The sequence below is a fragment of the Pedobacter gandavensis genome (assembly GCF_032677645.1).
Lineage (GTDB): Bacteria > Bacteroidota > Bacteroidia > Sphingobacteriales > Sphingobacteriaceae > Pedobacter > Pedobacter gandavensis_A.
In genome coordinates this window covers 58,645-76,038 of the sequence record NZ_JAVTSB010000017.1, presented here as the reverse complement: position 1 = coordinate 76,038, position 17,394 = coordinate 58,645, and the positions used below count along the sequence as shown (strand labels likewise).

Below are 17,394 nucleotides of genomic sequence, written 5' to 3'. Positions count from 1 at the left end.
CTTATTTGCCATTTTCTGTGCACTGCTATTTACCGATTACATTGCTGGCTACCGACCCATTTCAAAACTATAAAAACAAGATTAAAAAGGTTGATCGGGTGTACCTTAATGAAGAAGAAATAAAGATGATAGCCAATAAGTCGCTGGCTTCTGAAAGATTGGCGCAAGTAAGGGATATATTTTTATTCTGCTGTTATACTGGCCTTGCCTATGTGGATGTTAAGAATTTAAAAAGAGGTGATATTGTAACTGGCATTGACGGGGGAAAATGGATTTCTATAAATAGACAAAAAACAAATGTGCCTTCCCGTATTCCTTTGTTGCCTGCCGCCTCTACCCTATTAAATCAATACCAGAATAATCGGATGTGCTTAAATACTGGATTACTGTTACCCGTATCTAGCAACCAGAAGATGAACAGCTATTTAAAAGAGGTTGCGGACTTCTGCGGCATACAGAAGCAGATCACTTTCCATATAGCAAGGCATACATTTGCCACAACGGTTACATTATTGAATGGGATTCCTATTGAAAGCGTTTCGAAAATGCTGGGGCATACTAATATTCAGACGACACAACACTATGCTAAAATACTGGATATTAAAGTTGGTGCTGATATGGCGGCACTTAAAAATAAGTATGCAGTAATTTAATTTATCGGGTAACACAATATCTAACCCTAATTAACGTCTTTATATATGAGAGCGTTAATTTAGATGAAGCGGGAATGGTCGGAGATCATTCCCGCTTTCTTATTCACAGCTTACTCCTCCTTCATAAAACTCCGCTTAAACAGCGTTATAGAGGTATTTGTTGCAAGTTTAAAATCTCTTTCCTTAACTCGTCAGCAATATTTATCCATAAGGTCTGTTCAATTAAAACCAGTTCACAATTGCATTCATCTTTTGCCACTTTAATTATGTGTTTATACCAATCAAAATATGTCCATTCTCTTGGCTTTGGCGAATACAGAAAAAGTCCTTTATCGTCCCAATGCACTTCAGTCGCTGTCCTATAAATAAGAGTAAAACGCACTGTGGCAGGTTTGATGTAAAGCCTTTCTTTGTCATCTATACCTATTTCGGTTATCTGGTCAATTTTCATTACCGTGGTTGAATTTTAAGTGTTACAAGTTAATAATTCAATGCCCATTTCCCCACTAATGCTTGCTAACGTTTCATTTGTAATAATAATACCAATTGCTTTCATAATTATTGTCAAAGTTCTCTTTACTGTCCAATAGGATTTGAATTTCTTCCCTCTTAAAATAATTGAAGTCATCGAATGGTTTAATGAGAGCATAATATTGATCCGCCCAATCACTTTTTATTTCTGGCTTATCATATTTCTTTATTTTGTCCTCTGTATACATAAAGAAAGTAGGGATAGTAAAGCCTATTGAAATTGTCCAAATATCGAGGTTGTTGAATGATTTCTTAAAATTGTCTGTTTGCTTAGCAGTTATTTTATCCGTTGCTTCCATCTTTGCTATTGGTTCAAATGCTCCATAAATCACAAATAAGTCTTCCGTTAAATACCGTCCTTTCTTATTATTTCCGAAAAGATTGAATAATGACTTTGTCTTTTTTGAAAGCCCTTGCATCTGGATTGTCTCACTAAACTTTTCTGCAATTGCTTTTTGCTTTTCATTATCAAAATAAGAGATGTCATTTGTGAGGAATTTATTCTTCTCTTTTTCAAATTCAAAGCATATTTGAATTCTTGGTCTTTTATCGTCCAGGGTATCGTAAATTATATTTACAGTCCTTACTCCATAGGTTTTATCAATCCATTCAGCTAGGGGAACGAACTCCTGTTTCATTTTCTCCGTCCCTAGCATTATCCTTTTTGTCTGGGTATATTCTTTATCTGAAGGAATTATCATTTCTATATTGTCTTTAATGGAAGCGAATTTATTACTCAGCTTTAAGTCGTTGGTATAATTCAATTATAACCCAATCAAGTTCACTTTGATTGCATGAATACTCCTTAATTTGTCCATAGGCTTCGTATTCAGAGATATTAAACCCGTCCTCAATGTCGTTGTAATAAATAACTTTAGTTCCAAAAATTGCAACAACCCAAAACCCACCTCCTTCACCTCCGTATTCTTTCTCTTGCCATTTTTTAGGCGTTATTTTTATTAAATTCCAAAAGTTCAAGAATTCATCTTCAAGTTTTAACTCTCCCCGTAAAATCCACTCTTCTAATTCGTTTAACTTGATTGGTGTCCACATATTACAGCTATAGTTATTATAATTTTAATAATTCGTCAGCTAGCATATCTGTTAGTTTCCGTTCTTTCATCTTAGTCCAAGAGTTATTTGTCTCAGGAAATCCATTTCTACAATAACCTGCATGATTTTGGAAGTCAAAGATAGCGTGGTAATAGTTATTTATAGAAAGAACGGCTTTTGTCAAGTCTTCCGTCCACAATAACTTTACTGTAGATGGCCTATCCTTATCAGTTACATTAGCAACATCGTAAATATGAAGTCCATCCAAAATTTTTAAGCCGTTATCCTTTCTATCAACTGCATATAAATAGCCTGTTTCACAATTGTCTTCAAATACAACAGCATTATCATTTTCCGCGGTACTTTCAATAAAAGTGTCTTGACCGACATTAAATGTTTGCTCTTCGTAAATTATTAACTTTGGTTTGCTTATCATAAAGTAATACTGGTTATCAACTAGGAAAGGCATCGCCTGAAGCATCTATTTTTTTTAGTTTATCATTGATGATAAACTTTATTTTACCTGTCCCAATTACTGTAGCACCCTCTCTAAATTCAAACTCCATTCCTTCTGTAAGTTTGCTTGCAAAGTAATCAACTGCAATTATTCTTATTTCTGCATCAACGGTTTCACTAGGAAAAACTAGTTCTCTACCAATAAATATTTGCTGTCCGGAAGTTTGCATTTCATCAAAATCAAACTTCACTTGTGGCCTATAGCCTGACTTTGCCGGTGTTTTTCGTCCGCCCTGCTCGGTCGTTCTATAAATAAGTGTAGCAATGAAGTCTGCTTTCATTTCAATCAATACGCTATTTAGTATGTTTAGCTTTATGTACGTTAATCTTATTTACAAGCTTCTTTTCTGTTTCAGCTTGTATCACATCAATTATAAGATTTGGATCAATATTAAATATATAAGCTAGACGCAAAATCTCAGATACCATGAATTTTTCGGGATCAGCTAACTTCACTGAATAGCGTTCTGAATTTATTCCAAGTAACTTAATGACCTTGGTAGGATATAATTCAGAAATATCATACATCTTTTTTATTTTATGTGTTTCAAATAAAGCACCTATTGATGATAGATCTTTTTCAGGGTTATTATTCGTAAGCGTCCAATTAGCCATATTTCTTTGTTTATAGCTAAAGTCGTTAATAGAAAACTATTAATAACTTAAAAAGAACTAATAGTAATTTATAAAATACTATTAGTTTGTTTTAACCGATACTTATTTGTAAGTTTGGTTAATGATAGATTAAAAAATTATTTTTAGCGATTACTTCACAAAATATTGAAGCATTCGCACTTCGAGTCTCGTCTTAGAAACCTGAGAAATTTCAAATGGATACGAGGAGTAAGTGTAGTGCTCACGTCATAGGCGTGAGCCTGCTTTTCCATATCCAAGGCTTCTCAGGGCCTCTAAGGTGGAAAGTGGGTTTCACGCCTTATTTTATGTGTAAAACCCCTTTGCGACTCATTTAAACTGTAACCAATTAAATGAGATCAATATGGAACTACAAACCTTATCACCAACAGAAGATCATGCGATTTACTTCAGAGAGTTCATCCATAAGCTTGTTCAAAAGTTCAAGCCTCTTCAAATCTTTAGCTTTTTTAAAAAGACTTACAGCCAAGATGATGAGGGCTGTTTTATAGAAAAAGCTGCAAGCTATCAGTGCAATTATTGCTTACTGCTTGTTACTGATAGCAACACCCGAATTGAACATGAGATACAGGATTTTGCAAATGGAAATTACAACCAAGGCATAATTACAATCCTCTCCCATGGGAAAGAAACCATTGAGGAAGCTATTATGGCTAATAATCGTTTTTTTATTACAGTTTGCAGTTCAGCTCAATTGATTTATAGCCGTGATGGAATGACAACTTTCGATTTCTCCAATCGTTTTATTCCAATTGGGGCAGCTATAAAAGCAAGAGAACATTTCGACCACAGAATAACATTAGCGAATGGTTTCTTAACAGGAGCGCATGAGTGCATCATCACTGAACAACATAATGCATGTGTATTTATGCTGCATCAGGTTGTAGAACAAACCTGTATTGCACTAATCAGGGTGCATCTGGCCTATCGATCAGATATTCATAATTTACACCGTCTTTTAAAGCTGTGTTGCTGCTTTTCTGATGCCCCCATTAAAATGTTCCTATCTGGCAGCCCTGATGACGAAAGACTTTTTGAGATATTACTTAAAAGTTATTCGGCAGCGAGATACAAGGATACTTTTAACGTTTCTGAGGATGACTCTTGGCTTTTATATAATAAGATTATAGAGTTTGTAACACTCGCCAAAGTAATGTGTGAAGAGAAAATAGCACAATTAACGCAACAAGCGATGCTATACAATGAATTTGTTAACCTCGCCAGAGCAACCAATTTTACTATTCAATACTGATTTAAAAATAAGATTATGGAAAACATTATGAAAAAGCTGGATTACCAGCCCACAAATTTATCAGATTTCGAATTAGAAAGCCCTTTAAGCACAATGTCCGACTTTTTTGACAACAATGATCTTCACCATATCAGGGAAAAAGCATGGCAACTTTACAAAGGATGGGTAAACAACTCTGTAGATTTTGCCGAGGGAGAGGAAAATGCTGATATGCTATTCTTTTACACACAACTCGTTGAATTTATAAACGCTTCGTTTATATATACAGAAAGGAGAAAGCTGGAAATTCAGCCCCCTAACGGATGAACAGAAAAGACGATCCTATTAATAGTACGCCAAAAAGGTTTTTCGTAAACACCAAAGCAAAAACGAAGCAGAGCTATGTGGGTATGGGTTTTTGCAGGCCGCAAATGCGGGTGGGGCAAAATCATTTTTCCCCCACCCTTATCGACTTAGCCCTTGCTCATGCTCCTGCTCGTTTTGTTTTCCTTTCCGCTTTTTTCTTCTTTTTCTAGTGCCCACCATAGGATTCATTCCTGCTCCTGTATCATAAACAGGCTCCATCATAACTTTAAGAAAACTGGAAACGGTTTGTCCAACACTTTCCAGCATAACTGTGGCGCTTTTAAATACACCATCAGCAACTCCTTTAACCAATTCATTGGCCATAGATTTTGATTGGTAGTTCATTTCTAATCCCTTTTCCAATATACTGAGCTGTTCCCGTTGTGCTAAACTTCCATTTTTCTTAATATTTGCATAGGCCATAGTTTCATTCAGGTTTCGTTTAAAATCGAATAACTGATCAAATAGCTTTTCACCACTTTGTTTAAAGGCGACTCTATCAAACTGTCCCATCTTTTTCGAATGCGCTACATTCCTGCCCCTAGAGCTATTCATAGGGCTTAACCTAATCTTATTGGTCGCATCCTTTCGGCTGACAATCACCTGAATGTGCATTTGTTCGCCTGTTTTTAGTTCACCTCTTTTCTTAGCACCACTTTTCACTTCTGCATCTTTGTAGGTATAATATCTGTTATTTTCCAACTTGGCAAACCACACCAAATCCTTATTGCTGGTCACTCCCGACTTTTTAAAATTCTTGGCGTATTCCGTCATTGCCTTTTCAGCATACTGTTTTAACTTTTCCTTTGCACCCAGCTCACCATATTGCTCAATCAGGTGCTTGATTTCCTTTTGGCTTGGACTGATATTGATCAGGAAAAACTTAGCCTCATCATTGCGCAATTGCGCCTTATTGCTATCAATCTTTCTGCGAACTTCATAAGGTTCAAAATCTTTACGTTCCTGATTAAACCAGCATTCAGGTGTTTCTTTATTGCAAGTCCTGTTTTCCTTTTCCAAATAATGAACCAGCCCCCCACTACTGCCCTTATTATCTGCCGTTACTTTGTCGGTAATGTTGATATACATGATTATAAGTAGTTGATCAGGTCTTTGGTTTTTTGAATCAATTCGTCTTTTTCCTTACCTGCTGTTGTAATACTAAAGGAGTTTCTGGCTTTAATGTAAGCGTCCAGAATATGTAGGAATTTCCTTTTTAACTGGTCTTTGGTTTCCAGCTTATTTAAAACCAGCTTCATCAACTCATCGGTTTGCGAAAATTTCCTAACCTGCACATCCTGATTATCTAATAGCACCAACTGTTTAGCCATCAACTTATCATTATGCCTGATCACCTGGGCATTGAAACAATCTACTATTTCCCCCAACTTGACGACCATTCTTGTGACATCTGTCTTTATCGGAATGAGCAGTTCATTTTCCTGTGTTCGGATAAAACCGATATAATCCTTATGGCTTTTAAGTAGTGTAGTCTTTAAAAATTCATCGTTTAAATCGGATGGATCTTTTTTACTCCTAAAAAAGTAATCAACCATTTGGGTAAAGAGCTTGCGCTTACTTCTTCCCAACTTTAGCGCAATCTTGTCAAATTTCAGCGCCACCGCCTCTGGAAATTTAACAGTCCTTAAGGTTTCATGCTCCATATATTCGTCTTGTTATATTGTTACCTATTCCTTTATTTGTATATCCAGCTATAAAGACACCCCCACAGGGTTCTTTTTACCTTGCTCTTGCCGACTTTGGCGGCCTAACGAACCTCTGGAGGGTTCGTGAAACAGCCATAAGCATAGCTTATAGGCTGATGGTCATGCTCTGCATAACCACCGCTTGCTCCTTTTCCAAAAGAGGAAAAGGACTTGACTTGCATGGAGCTTACCCCTCATGACTTTCATTGTCATTTAACAAAGTAATTTGACTAGCCAAGTGCGGATGGTATGACGGCTGATATTCTACATATCCTTGTTTCACCAAATCCTTCATGCACTTGTGGTAAGTAGCAAATGAGTGTATTGCCGAATGTTTCATCAGCTCACGCCTTGATATGCGAAAAGGATTTTGGCACAAGCCTTTAGTATAGCACATGAGTATGGCGGAATAAAGGCTAAGGTGTGATTGATGGAAGCGCTTGTTTTTACTGGCAGCTTTCAAAAAGCTCGTGAGTTGTTTTCCTGTATCCATCATGAGTTCCCGATTTCGCCCAACAACTGAACAATATCCGCATAGGCGTAATAGAAAATACCGCCTACTTTTTCATAAGGTATAATGCCTTTAATGCGTAAGTTTTGAAGTGTCCCCGATGAAATTTTTAACAGCTTTCTGACTTCTGAACTTCTAAGCCATTCTTTGGGTTGCGCATCCTCTGATTTGATGGCTAGTTTAATTTCCTGAATAAGTTCGGTCTTGAACTTTAACAGTTCCTCTTTTGTGAAAATTTCGATCTGCATATTTACCTCCGTTTTAAGTTTACGAAGCAAATGTGGAGCATAAAGCAGCCCAAACCATGACCATACCGTTGCTCTGGTCATGTGCAAGTCTTAAACCGGTTGTTATTTTTTAGTTTCTTTTACGAGTGCAATTTTGAAAAGTTTATGCTCTGATTGAATAGAAGTCCCCTTTACAGGGGCATCGTCTTTTTTGATAACATAATAATTACGCAAAGTTTCAACAGGTATGTCATTACCCCCATGGGCAAAATACTTGCTGATCATTCTGGGATAAGCAACTTGATGATCGTATTTCAAAAGGTTTCCACCAGAAGGCACTTCCAATTTTTCTATTTGTTTGAACAAATCAATCACCGTAGGCAGGTAACCTTGTTTTATCCAGATCTTTTGAGAGACTTCATATCCTTTCACTTTATCCCAACGAGCATGAAGCTCTTCAATTTCCTTCTTTTGTTGCTGGATGATTTCTTCCTTTTCTGCAATAACTATATGAGATGGTCTTGCATTCCATTGGTCTATGCTTTTTAGATACTTCTGAAATTGCTGTAATTTATATAGAGAATCGACGTGTAACGAATGACTACTTGAAAAAGGATTTTGATTTTCATAGTATTTAACCCCCTGTGCAACTACTCGCCATACTTCACAAAAGAAATCTTCCTCACTTCCAATTCTATTTTCTAAAGTATAATCTAAGTGATAATTGTAATAACTTAGGTACTCATCTTCCTTTATCTTGCATAATCTCAACAAAAAGTGATTATCATCATACGAATGCCAAAAATTTGTAAATGTCCCAACATCATATCGATTAGGAGAAAAATCCAAAAACTTATGAGGTTTAAAATAGCTGATTTTCATAAAAAATAAATTAATTACAAGTACAGTACAATAAAAAAGACCAATCCATATCAATATATTGAAAATTGAAACAATTTTCGTAGAATTGAAAAATTTAACAATCTCAAATAATAACTAATGTTTATTGACAACAAGTCCATTATTCGCAATAAAACGCTCAAAGCTCTTCAAGCTCAAAAAGCAACAGTCTACCAACAAATTATCAATTTTTCCAATTCACTTATTTTATTAGAAAATAGACAATTTTATATCCCTATTATTATTCTACTTATTTAATAAAGGTTAGGGAGAGGTAAAACCTACCACTCCCTAACCTTTGTAATGTCAAACCAATCATAAAACAAATTAAATAACTATAAATCAGTAGAATACCAAACTATTAAACTCCATAATAAATCACGAAGTAGAATGGTAACTCACAAACTAAACAAACACAAATGCTAAAAGAGAAAAAGATTGAAGTTGTCCAAGTGAAAATCAAAACAATTGATGGATCGGAATTAAAATTTGAAGATATTCTATTAAATGGCGACTTCCAGAATGCAGATAAAAAATCCAGTGGCAAGTTTAGTCAATTTGTTTATATTCAAGACTACCCAGATTATGTAGTTGGTATTGTGCAATCGACTAAAATGGATTCAACGCCACCAAAACGTAACATCAATACCAATATAACTATGTCGTTAGGATTGTTAACAGAGGAGGGGCTGGTATATGGGAATGTTTTTCTATTCAATAAAGAGAAATCAGTATTGCTATATGAAACAACAAGAGATGGTCTTTTTATAGGACAACTGGATAGCTTTATTTATGATTTAGTTAGAGATTACGACGACATCATTAAGTTTGATATAAAATTTCATACATTAATGAATGCAAATGCAATGGAAAAGCTATTAAAAATGGGTGATAAGAAGTCAATTCATATTCAGTTTGCTAATCCTGAACAAATGCTAAAAAAGATTAAAAACGAACAAAAAAGCATTAAAGAAATCGCAGCTCCAGGAAAAGCTTTAGGTGCTGATTTTATAGACGTTACATATAAAATCGATGCCTATAAAACTAACTATCTGCATAACGGAGCGATTAATAATATGCTTGAATTTATTAATAGTAAATTTGATTTACTAAGAGAAAACGTTAAGAAATTCTCTATAAAAGGATATGAAGAAGATGAAGAAAAGGTGACTGAAGTAGACTTCATAAAGGATAAGATGATTGAAAAAATCAGATATACCGACACTAAAAACATGGCAGATCTCAAACCAACTGAAAGAAAACAAGAAATTATTCTAGCTTATGAGCGTCTAAGATCCGATATATATAGATATTTGTAATATGACTATCAGAAGAATTATCCAAGATTATCTAGCTATATCTTTAGCACTTTGTTTCTTAATCATAAACTTGAAATATGATTTAGGAAAAAGCTTAGATATGGAGAAAGTAATGGATAAATCAATTGATCTATCTTCAATCAGTTTCGGTTTTTTACTGGCCGTCTTAGCGCTATTATTACAAGGAGATAATCCTGGGCTTAATCGAATTAAGGAAAGTGGAAATTTCCCTTCGTTAGTGCTATTGAATAAAAAAGCTGTTTTAGCTTCTGGCCTCTTAATAATCGTAGCCTTATTATATTTAAGCCTAGGATGTAATAAAATAGTGCTTACTTTATTCGACATTGAGATAAGAAAAGTAGTTGACTCAATTAGCTTGGGAGTTTTAATATACCAACTAGCAATGGTCTTCTCTTTCTTAGATATTTTTTACTATATAATTAAACAGGAGTCCTAAAATAGTATGCTTAATCTATAATAGATGGACACAGATAAAATAGAGAATAATCCTACATATCAAAACTTAAAGAAAAAACTTGAAGGAGCAGAGTCACTACAGAAAATTACTGAACTCGCAGTTTCACTTGGGCTTACTAACAACTGCTTCAATGAGCTTTTTGAAAAACTTCCAGACTTTAGGAAACAACTCGAACTACTTTCCAAGGGACCAGACCGCTTCAATCACCATTTTTCAAAGTTGGGGTGGATTGCTCATGAATCGATGAATACAGATATGATGTTAAAGTGTGTAGAACTTGCCGATCAGAATAAAACAGAGATAGCGGAGAACCACCTTATCGATTACTATTCTTCAGAAAAAATAAAGGGACTAATTCATAGTTTAAAGGGCATTGAGGCATTTAGTCGTCGTTACAATTTCTTTTTGCTAGCCTTTGAAGACACAATAGCAAAACGTTATCATGCTGCTGTCCCTGTTCTTCTAATTATGATCGATGGTACTGTGAATGATATTGATAAGGGAAAAGGTTTTTTTGCAGACAACACCAATCTTACCGCATGGGATTCCATTGCCGCCCACAGCACAGGACTTTCATCACTAAAAGAGATATTCAGTAATAGCCGACATAAAACGAACCATAATGAACTGTCCCTCCCTTATAGACATGGAATAATACATGGAAGGGATCTAGGATATGCCAATAGAATGGTTACGGCCAAATGCTGGGCTGCGTTATTTTCAATCAGTGATTGGGCAGATGCAGTCAGATCGGGTAAGAAAATTCAGCCCCCATTGGAGCCCGACATCTCAGAAGAAGAAATCAAGCTGCTGTTTAAAAAACACCTCACAACGTACGAAGAAAATAAAAAAAACAGCATCTTAATAAACAAGAAGCTAAACGAATGGAAACCACGGAAAATTCTCGTCGGACAAAACATCCTCGAAAAAGGGGTGTCAAGTGACTATATTGATTTTACCCCCGAACAAGAAGCCATCAAATTTGCAGAATATTGGACAAAGGGAAACTTTGGCGCTATATCAGAACAAATCCACCATTTTTCAAAAACGTCAAAAAATAAAAATATGGAAGCTGGAAAAGTAAGAAATGTATTTATTGGAAAGAAGCTAATTGATTATAAAATTACAAAAGTATTAGATTGCTCGCCTTCAATTTCAGAGATCACATTGTACCTTAACATTGAATATGAGGAAAGAATATTTGAAAAACACGTTACTCTAAGATTTATCTATCAAGGAACAAATAATGAGATGATCACCTTTGGTGACAAAGGCGGTAAATGGAAATATATCAATTTCTTTTTCCATGAAATTGAAAACATCGTTTATGAATAATCGTTGAATACCTCCACAGATATGGAAATATTCCCTGCTTTCAGTAAAGAAAAGAGATCCTGCTTTTAATTAACTTTGGGATCTAACCAACCAAACCATATGAAATACAACCTGGACGTGTTAAATGATAAGGAATTTGAAGATTTGTGTAAAGATCTTTTTGACGTCCAATATCAAGTTGATTTTCAAATTTTTAAAGCGGGCAAAGACGGTGGAATAGATCTGGTATTTGCCGGAGATGTCGAAAATGAGATTGTCGTACAGTGCAAACACTATATCAATTCAACTTATGCCGGCTTACTGAACAAGTTTAAAAATACAGAACTGGCAAACTTGGGGGCGATGGTCCCCAGTCCAAAAAAGTATGTCATTGCTACAACCTTAGCCCTATCTACGGCCAATACAAGGGAACTGAAAGATTCTTTGGCACCGTACATTCGAACTACCAATGACATCTATGGCAGAAAGAGAATCGAAAATTTAATCGCCAAGAACAAGGATATTGAAAAGAAGTTTTTCAAACTATGGTTGACCAGCACCAATGTGATGCTGAATATTTTACATCACGCCTCTATTTACAATTCTGACTTTCATCGGGCAAAGATCATCTCCAAAGCACGTTTGTACGTACCCACGGAGAATTTTAACAAAGCCCTGGACAAGCTTGCCGAACATAAATTTTTAGTAATTTCAGGGGCTCCTGGTGTTGGTAAAAGTACATTGGCCTTTATGCTGATCTGCGAACGGCTCGCCGAAGGTTATAACCTGGTCTACTGTGACGGACGCATTTCAGAAGTAGAACAACTTCTATCAGACGATCCAAAATTGAAGCAAATATTTTTCATAGACGACTTCCTTGGCGCGAACCTTTATGACCTGAGAAACCCAAAGAATCCAGAAAATAAACTGATCAGTTTTATACATAAATTCCAGTCGGCAAAAAACAAATATCTGGTATTAACCTCCAGAACCACCATTCTGAATCAGGCTCAGTTTGACTTTGAGCACTTAAAAAATAGCGGACTAACCAAGCTTTCGGAATACGAGCTGGAATTGGAACAATACTCGGTATTAAGCAAAGCTCAAATACTTTATAATCATTTATTTTTCAGTAATTTAAATACCGATTTCCTTGCATCCTTCTTTGAAAAAAAAGTTTACTCCAGTATTATTCAACATCAAAATTATTTTCCAAGACTGATTCAGTTTATAACAGATGAATCAAAATTCAAGGAATCTGAATTCAAATCTGTGAAGGACTACGTACTTGATAAACTGGACAATCCGGATGAAATCTGGCAATATGCCTATGAAAAACAACTCAACGATGAAGACCGGTTCCTACTACTATGCCTTTTTACCCTTGGTGGTAATCAAGTAAACGCAGATCATTTGTCGGTAGCGTTCGAAGCCCGGTACAAATACGAAATCAAACATAATAACTTGCGCCGTCAATCTAAAGCGTTCCAGAATTCAACAAAAAAAGTTCTTAACGGATTTGTAAACCTAAACCATAATCCGCATAACAATAAAAATCAATATTCGTTTTTTAATCCTTCAGTTGTTGATTTCCTGCTTGGTTACCTCAAGAATAATGATATTGAGATTATCAGCATTTTAAGTTCGGCGGTTTATCTGGAGCAATTTACCATTTACTTTGATGTAGTAAAAAACAACAAGGTGATGCTAAATCCCGCTATTAAAAACGAACTGTTTTGTTCTTTCATTAGCCGGATGAACGAATTCCAGTCCATCTACCTGAATACCCATTTGCCCTCCGATATTCTAAACGTGCTACACTCATTTTTTGATTCTGAAATGATAAGTAATCAGCATCATGCGATCAGCCTAATAGAGCAAATCGTCAATGATACCTTCTCATTGGACGCCGGAGAGTTCTCATTTCTACTGTGGCTTATTGGGTCACACGAAGATTGGCCCCAGGTGATCGACTTTATCAAAATAAACTTTGAAGTGCTTGCATGTGGCATTCTTGAAAATATCGAGGAAGAAAATGACATTAAATATTTTGCCGAGATATTCCCTCTGTATGGACAGGACTTGAGAAGTTTTATACAAAATAACGACAACAAACTCATACTGCAAGCGAAGCTGGCAGAAGTTTTTGCAGATGTCATCAGCGATATTGATCATGACGAACCACACCTGATTGATTTTATTAATGAATATGGTGCCGCCCGTGCAGAAACACGTATTGTTGAAAAGGTATGGAACAAATACATCGAATTTATTGATGACGTTAAACTCAGTGACTATTTTAAAGACCTGGAGCATAACTATGAATTCGATAGCAATCGGGTGATCTCGGATCTACAGGAAGATTATTACGATTCCAGAGGTGACCAAAGCTTTTCTCCAAGGATTAGCCAGGAAATCAAATCCGCAGAGGATCCATGGATAGAAATACACCGTTTGTTTACAAAGAAACAATGATGCTAAATGGAGAAACCAATATGATTGCCCCCTCTTAGCCATTTTCAAAACAGGATCTAATAAGCTGACTATTAATAGCAATTGGGGTCAATGCAAAATCGGCGAAGTGCGATCAGTTTGCCATGGTTTATCCAGCGTGCTCATGCACCCGGATAGTTGCTAAGAATTCTTTACGTTTAATTTAAAGTCCTGCATGATATTTTTCCGGAAAAATAGCTAATATTAGCAAACCGCGACCAACACACAATTCATGACTGAAAAAATAAATAAAGCCGAAGATAAAGCCATTGATTTTAAAATCATCGCTATAAGAACACTTCCGGGCTGCGATAAGGATTATTATAAACTGCTGACACCCGGAATACCTTATTATTTTTATAACAATTACAAAATAAATCCCAAAAACGAGCACATCAGTTTTGAAGATGCTGCCCCTCCTGACTTTTTCAAGGTAAACGACATTAACATTAATATCTCCGCGATCGTCGGCAAGAACGGTTCCGGTAAAAGCACGATCGTTGAACTGTTTTTCAGATCAGTCTACAATATGACCAATGGGCAGAACTTCCCGAATACAAGATTTGAGCCGCTTAAAAAATTAAATGTCGCGCTGTATTATTTTACAGATCGCTTTTACAGGTTGGAGATCAGAGCAGATAAAACCAGTTTATTTGAGTACGACGAGGAAACATTATTGCCGAAACCCCCGGTAAAAAATCAAAAGATACCGGATTTTTTTTACTCTATAGCGGTCAACTACTCCCATTATGCCTACAATCATAATGATCTTGATGAGCTAAACTGGCTGGATCCGCTGTTTCATAAAAATGACGGTTACCAAACACCGCTGGTAATTAATCCGATGCGGACGGATGGAAATATTGACATCAATACCGAAAACCACCTTGTTGTTTCCCGACTGATCGCAAACTTCATTTTGCCGGAATCAAGCGCCCGCTTCAGTTTCAGAGATGTATCAAATAATCTAACCGCTTACAAACTAAAGCTTACCTTAAATAAAAGCAAAAAAGATAAGGACTTATGGCAGACCCGTTCAAAATCCTCACAAGAACCTGATGTTATACGGATCGATGATTTCACAGATCAGAGAGTCAAAATTCTCGATATGCTTAATGTACACTACCCGTTTAAGTGGGAGCACCTTGAAGGAGAGTACGAAATTGTTCTGGATTATATTTTATATAAACTGGCAAGTATCTGTCTGAAGTACACCGATTACATCGATTATTTTTCCAAGAAAAAGAAAAGATTTGACAGCGATCTGCTGCCAAAGTTCATTCAAACGCTGATGGAAGACCACAGCCATATTACCTTTAAATTACGGCAGGCACTTAACTTTCTACTTTTCCAAAACCTGCCGCTGAAAGATCAGGAAATAACACTTGACGCCCTGCAAAAGGAACTGAAAAGAATGCGGGGCAAGTATCCCGAGCGAGACCTGCAGCTCATCGAAATCGTCCCTCCTCCTATTTTCTCGATCGAGATCATGCTGAAACCAAAATCAGGTGATGGTGAGGATATCCATTTTAAAAAGCTGAGTTCAGGTGAAAAACAGCTTACATTCTCTGTCAGTTCCATATTATACCATCTTGTCAATATTAACTCTGTTCAGGCAACTGATAACCGGGTAAAATACCGTTTCGTAAACATTGTACTGGAAGAGATCGAGTTGTATTTCCACCCGGAAATGCAGCGACAGTATATTAGCTATATATTAGAAAGCATCAGGAAGGTCAGACTGAAAGACATTAGGGGGATTAATTTTTGCTTTGTAACCCATTCTCCATTCATCCTATCTGATATACCGCATACCAATATCATGTTCCTGACTGAATCAGGAAAAATTGCTGGAAAAAATCTCACTTTCAAAACCTTTGGCGCAAACATCCACGACCTCATGAAACAGAGTTTTTTCCTTGAAAACGGTACTATGGGAGAATTCGCAAAAAACAAAATTCAGGATACGATCAATTACCTGAACATGAAGCGCATGGAAAAAGAGCTCACAGAGGCAAAGAAAAAAGAAATGTCTGCCGAACTGATTGAAGCGAAGGAAGCTGAACTTAAAGAACAAAGGAAGATTGTAATATACCGGGATAAACAGGTCCATTACCGGCTAATCCGTATCATTGATGAGCCGATTCTGAAACAAAAATTATCACAGATGTATGATGAATATCACGCGACAGATCTGCAACTGACTGACATAGAGAACAAGATCAAACTATTAACAGATCAGGCAAATAAACTTAAAAAAGGAAAATAATGCTTTATCTGAATAAGCCCACCGTTAAGCAGCTGGCCGACTATGCTGATTCCATGAAGCAAACTTTACTGGATGCAGTTCCAAACTCGGGTATCCCAGTGGCAGCCCAGACTTTCTTAGATGAGAAACGTGTGACCAGTATACTCACTGATACCCCTGACCTACTCATCAGACACCACAATGAGTTTATGCCTAAACTGATAAAGAACTTCAACGGAAAGGAATACCTGACCTATTTAAAGATCAAATCTAAGCAGGATAAAGATTTAAGCTTAGTTGAGAAAACGCTGATCGGGAGATATAAAATAAGTGGAAGCCTTTTGAAGATCTTTGATTATGAAAAGATACTCAGCAAGTCAAAATCTAAATCATATAACCTGGCAACGGTATTAGACCGTTATACCTGCACCTACTGTAACCGTCTTTACACCAATACTGTAATTACGCCATTAGAAAAAGGCCAGCGGCGGCTTAATGATGATAACCGGATCACCAGGCCACAGTTCGACCATTGGTTCGCACACAGCGTTTATCCCATTCTCGGTGTATCGTTTTATAACCTGATCCCAAGCTGTTCAGTCTGCAACAGTTCTGTCAAAGGGGATGAAATATTCGATCTGGAAAACTATACCCATCCCTACATGCAAGATCCGGCGGAAGTTTTCAGTTTCAGTTTCAATCATAAAGATATTAAAGACCTAAATGTGAAAATAAACGTCAAAAAGGGATCAAAAATGGCAAATCATTTGAGTGCGTTTAAGATCAGTGAAGTCTATAATGCTCATTCAGCAATGGAACTCCGTGATCTTTTGGATCTTAAATATAAGTATACGGATGATTATATCCACACACTGTTCAACGATACTTTTGATGCGCTTGATGTCAGTTTGGAGGAGATTTACCGGATGGTGTTTGGTATTGAGCAGATGGAACAGAATTATCACAAACGCCCTTTTAGTAAATTCAAACATGATATTTTGAAGGAGTTAATATTAATCAGCTAACGGAAATGATTTAAAATCAGTTGAAGTCCATAACTACTAGGGATGTTTTTAAACGTCACTAGCAGTGATGAAACTTTATAGCCTTATCCCTAGGTTATAAAGCTATGCCATGGAAAACTTTACAAGTGTAGTGCCCCAAATAGAATAAAGTAAAACTGGATTACATTCT

At 36.3% G+C, this 17,394-nt stretch carries 19 protein-coding genes; 9 read left to right on the top strand and 10 right to left on the bottom strand.

Annotated elements, in window-relative coordinates; all coding sequences use genetic code 11:
- Positions 1–653: site-specific integrase (locus R2Q66_RS23655; protein WP_316753893.1), on the top strand; the 653-nt coding region annotated here is incomplete at its 5' end.
- Positions 654–798: 145 nt separating this feature from the next.
- On the opposite strand, the gene R2Q66_RS23650 is transcribed toward R2Q66_RS23655, so the two are convergent.
- From R2Q66_RS23650 to R2Q66_RS23625, 6 genes are all read right to left on the bottom strand, one after another.
- Positions 799–1,104, bottom strand: coding sequence for a hypothetical protein (locus R2Q66_RS23650; RefSeq protein ID WP_316753891.1), 306 nt, complete (start codon positions 1,102–1,104; stop codon positions 799–801).
- 73 nt (positions 1,105–1,177) lie between these two features.
- Complete coding sequence (locus R2Q66_RS23645) at positions 1,178–1,885, bottom strand: hypothetical protein (protein ID WP_316753889.1); 708 nt, start codon at positions 1,883–1,885, stop codon at positions 1,178–1,180.
- A gap of 31 nt (positions 1,886–1,916) precedes the next feature.
- The gene (locus tag R2Q66_RS23640) at positions 1,917–2,237 is read right to left on the bottom strand and encodes a hypothetical protein (RefSeq protein ID WP_316753887.1); all 321 of its coding nucleotides are present in this window, start codon (positions 2,235–2,237) and stop codon (positions 1,917–1,919) included.
- A gap of 16 nt (positions 2,238–2,253) precedes the next feature.
- A complete protein-coding gene (locus tag R2Q66_RS23635; protein WP_316753886.1) occupies positions 2,254–2,673 on the bottom strand; it encodes a DUF2251 domain-containing protein in 420 nt (139 codons plus the stop codon).
- Between the two features lie 16 nt (positions 2,674–2,689).
- Positions 2,690–3,034, bottom strand: a complete 345-nt coding sequence (locus R2Q66_RS23630; protein ID WP_316753884.1) for a hypothetical protein — start codon at positions 3,032–3,034, stop codon at positions 2,690–2,692.
- Positions 3,035–3,047: 13 nt separating this feature from the next.
- Positions 3,048–3,368, bottom strand: coding sequence for a hypothetical protein (locus R2Q66_RS23625; RefSeq protein ID WP_133779876.1), 321 nt, complete (start codon positions 3,366–3,368; stop codon positions 3,048–3,050).
- 382 nt (positions 3,369–3,750) lie between these two features.
- Between R2Q66_RS23625 and R2Q66_RS23620 the strand changes: the two genes are divergently transcribed.
- Together R2Q66_RS23620 and R2Q66_RS23615 are read left to right on the top strand one after the other, a co-directional pair.
- Complete coding sequence (locus R2Q66_RS23620) at positions 3,751–4,659, top strand: HEPN domain-containing protein (RefSeq protein WP_316753880.1); 909 nt, start codon at positions 3,751–3,753, stop codon at positions 4,657–4,659.
- Between the two features lie 15 nt (positions 4,660–4,674).
- Positions 4,675–4,965 (top strand): hypothetical protein, encoded by a 291-nt coding sequence (locus R2Q66_RS23615; protein ID WP_316753878.1) that lies wholly within the window; start codon positions 4,675–4,677, stop codon positions 4,963–4,965.
- A 138-nt stretch (positions 4,966–5,103) separates the two neighbouring features.
- Here R2Q66_RS23615 and R2Q66_RS23610 read toward each other — a convergent pair whose 3' ends face one another.
- From R2Q66_RS23610 to R2Q66_RS23595, 4 genes are all read right to left on the bottom strand, one after another.
- On the bottom strand, positions 5,104–6,093 hold the full coding sequence (locus tag R2Q66_RS23610; protein WP_316753876.1) for a DUF5712 family protein: 990 nt from the start codon (positions 6,091–6,093) through the stop codon (positions 5,104–5,106).
- A gap of 2 nt (positions 6,094–6,095) precedes the next feature.
- Positions 6,096–6,668: a BfmA/BtgA family mobilization protein gene (locus R2Q66_RS23605; protein ID WP_316753874.1), complete on the bottom strand. Its 573-nt coding sequence runs from the start codon at positions 6,666–6,668 to the stop codon at positions 6,096–6,098.
- Between the two features lie 534 nt (positions 6,669–7,202).
- On the bottom strand, positions 7,203–7,550 hold the full coding sequence (locus R2Q66_RS23600; protein ID WP_316753872.1) for a helix-turn-helix domain-containing protein: 348 nt from the start codon (positions 7,548–7,550) through the stop codon (positions 7,203–7,205).
- 21 nt (positions 7,551–7,571) lie between these two features.
- The gene (locus tag R2Q66_RS23595; protein WP_316753871.1) at positions 7,572–8,330 is read right to left on the bottom strand and encodes a hypothetical protein; all 759 of its coding nucleotides are present in this window, start codon (positions 8,328–8,330) and stop codon (positions 7,572–7,574) included.
- Between the two features lie 437 nt (positions 8,331–8,767).
- Between R2Q66_RS23595 and R2Q66_RS23590 the strand changes: the two genes are divergently transcribed.
- The 6 genes from R2Q66_RS23590 to R2Q66_RS23565 all read left to right on the top strand — a co-directional run bounded on the left by R2Q66_RS23590 (position 8,768) and on the right by R2Q66_RS23565 (position 17,225).
- Positions 8,768–9,667 carry a hypothetical protein gene (locus R2Q66_RS23590; RefSeq protein ID WP_316753869.1) on the top strand — a complete coding sequence of 300 codons (900 nt, stop codon included), beginning with the start codon at positions 8,768–8,770 and terminating at the stop codon, positions 9,665–9,667.
- A gap of 1 nt (position 9,668) precedes the next feature.
- Positions 9,669–10,124 carry a hypothetical protein gene (locus R2Q66_RS23585; protein WP_316753867.1) on the top strand — a complete coding sequence of 152 codons (456 nt, stop codon included), beginning with the start codon at positions 9,669–9,671 and terminating at the stop codon, positions 10,122–10,124.
- Positions 10,125–10,148: 24 nt separating this feature from the next.
- Entirely contained in the window at positions 10,149–11,480 is a 1,332-nt protein-coding gene (locus tag R2Q66_RS23580) for a hypothetical protein (protein ID WP_316753864.1), read from the top strand.
- A 99-nt stretch (positions 11,481–11,579) separates the two neighbouring features.
- Positions 11,580–13,934, top strand: coding sequence for a restriction endonuclease (locus R2Q66_RS23575; protein WP_316753862.1), 2,355 nt, complete (start codon positions 11,580–11,582; stop codon positions 13,932–13,934).
- 250 nt (positions 13,935–14,184) lie between these two features.
- Positions 14,185–16,221, top strand: a complete 2,037-nt coding sequence (locus tag R2Q66_RS23570) for an AAA family ATPase (RefSeq protein ID WP_316753860.1) — start codon at positions 14,185–14,187, stop codon at positions 16,219–16,221.
- Positions 16,221–17,225 carry a hypothetical protein gene (locus tag R2Q66_RS23565; protein WP_316753859.1) on the top strand — a complete coding sequence of 335 codons (1,005 nt, stop codon included), beginning with the start codon at positions 16,221–16,223 and terminating at the stop codon, positions 17,223–17,225. The genes R2Q66_RS23570 and R2Q66_RS23565 overlap by 1 nt, the downstream gene beginning before the upstream one ends.
- The last annotated feature ends 169 nt before the right edge of the window (positions 17,226–17,394 follow it).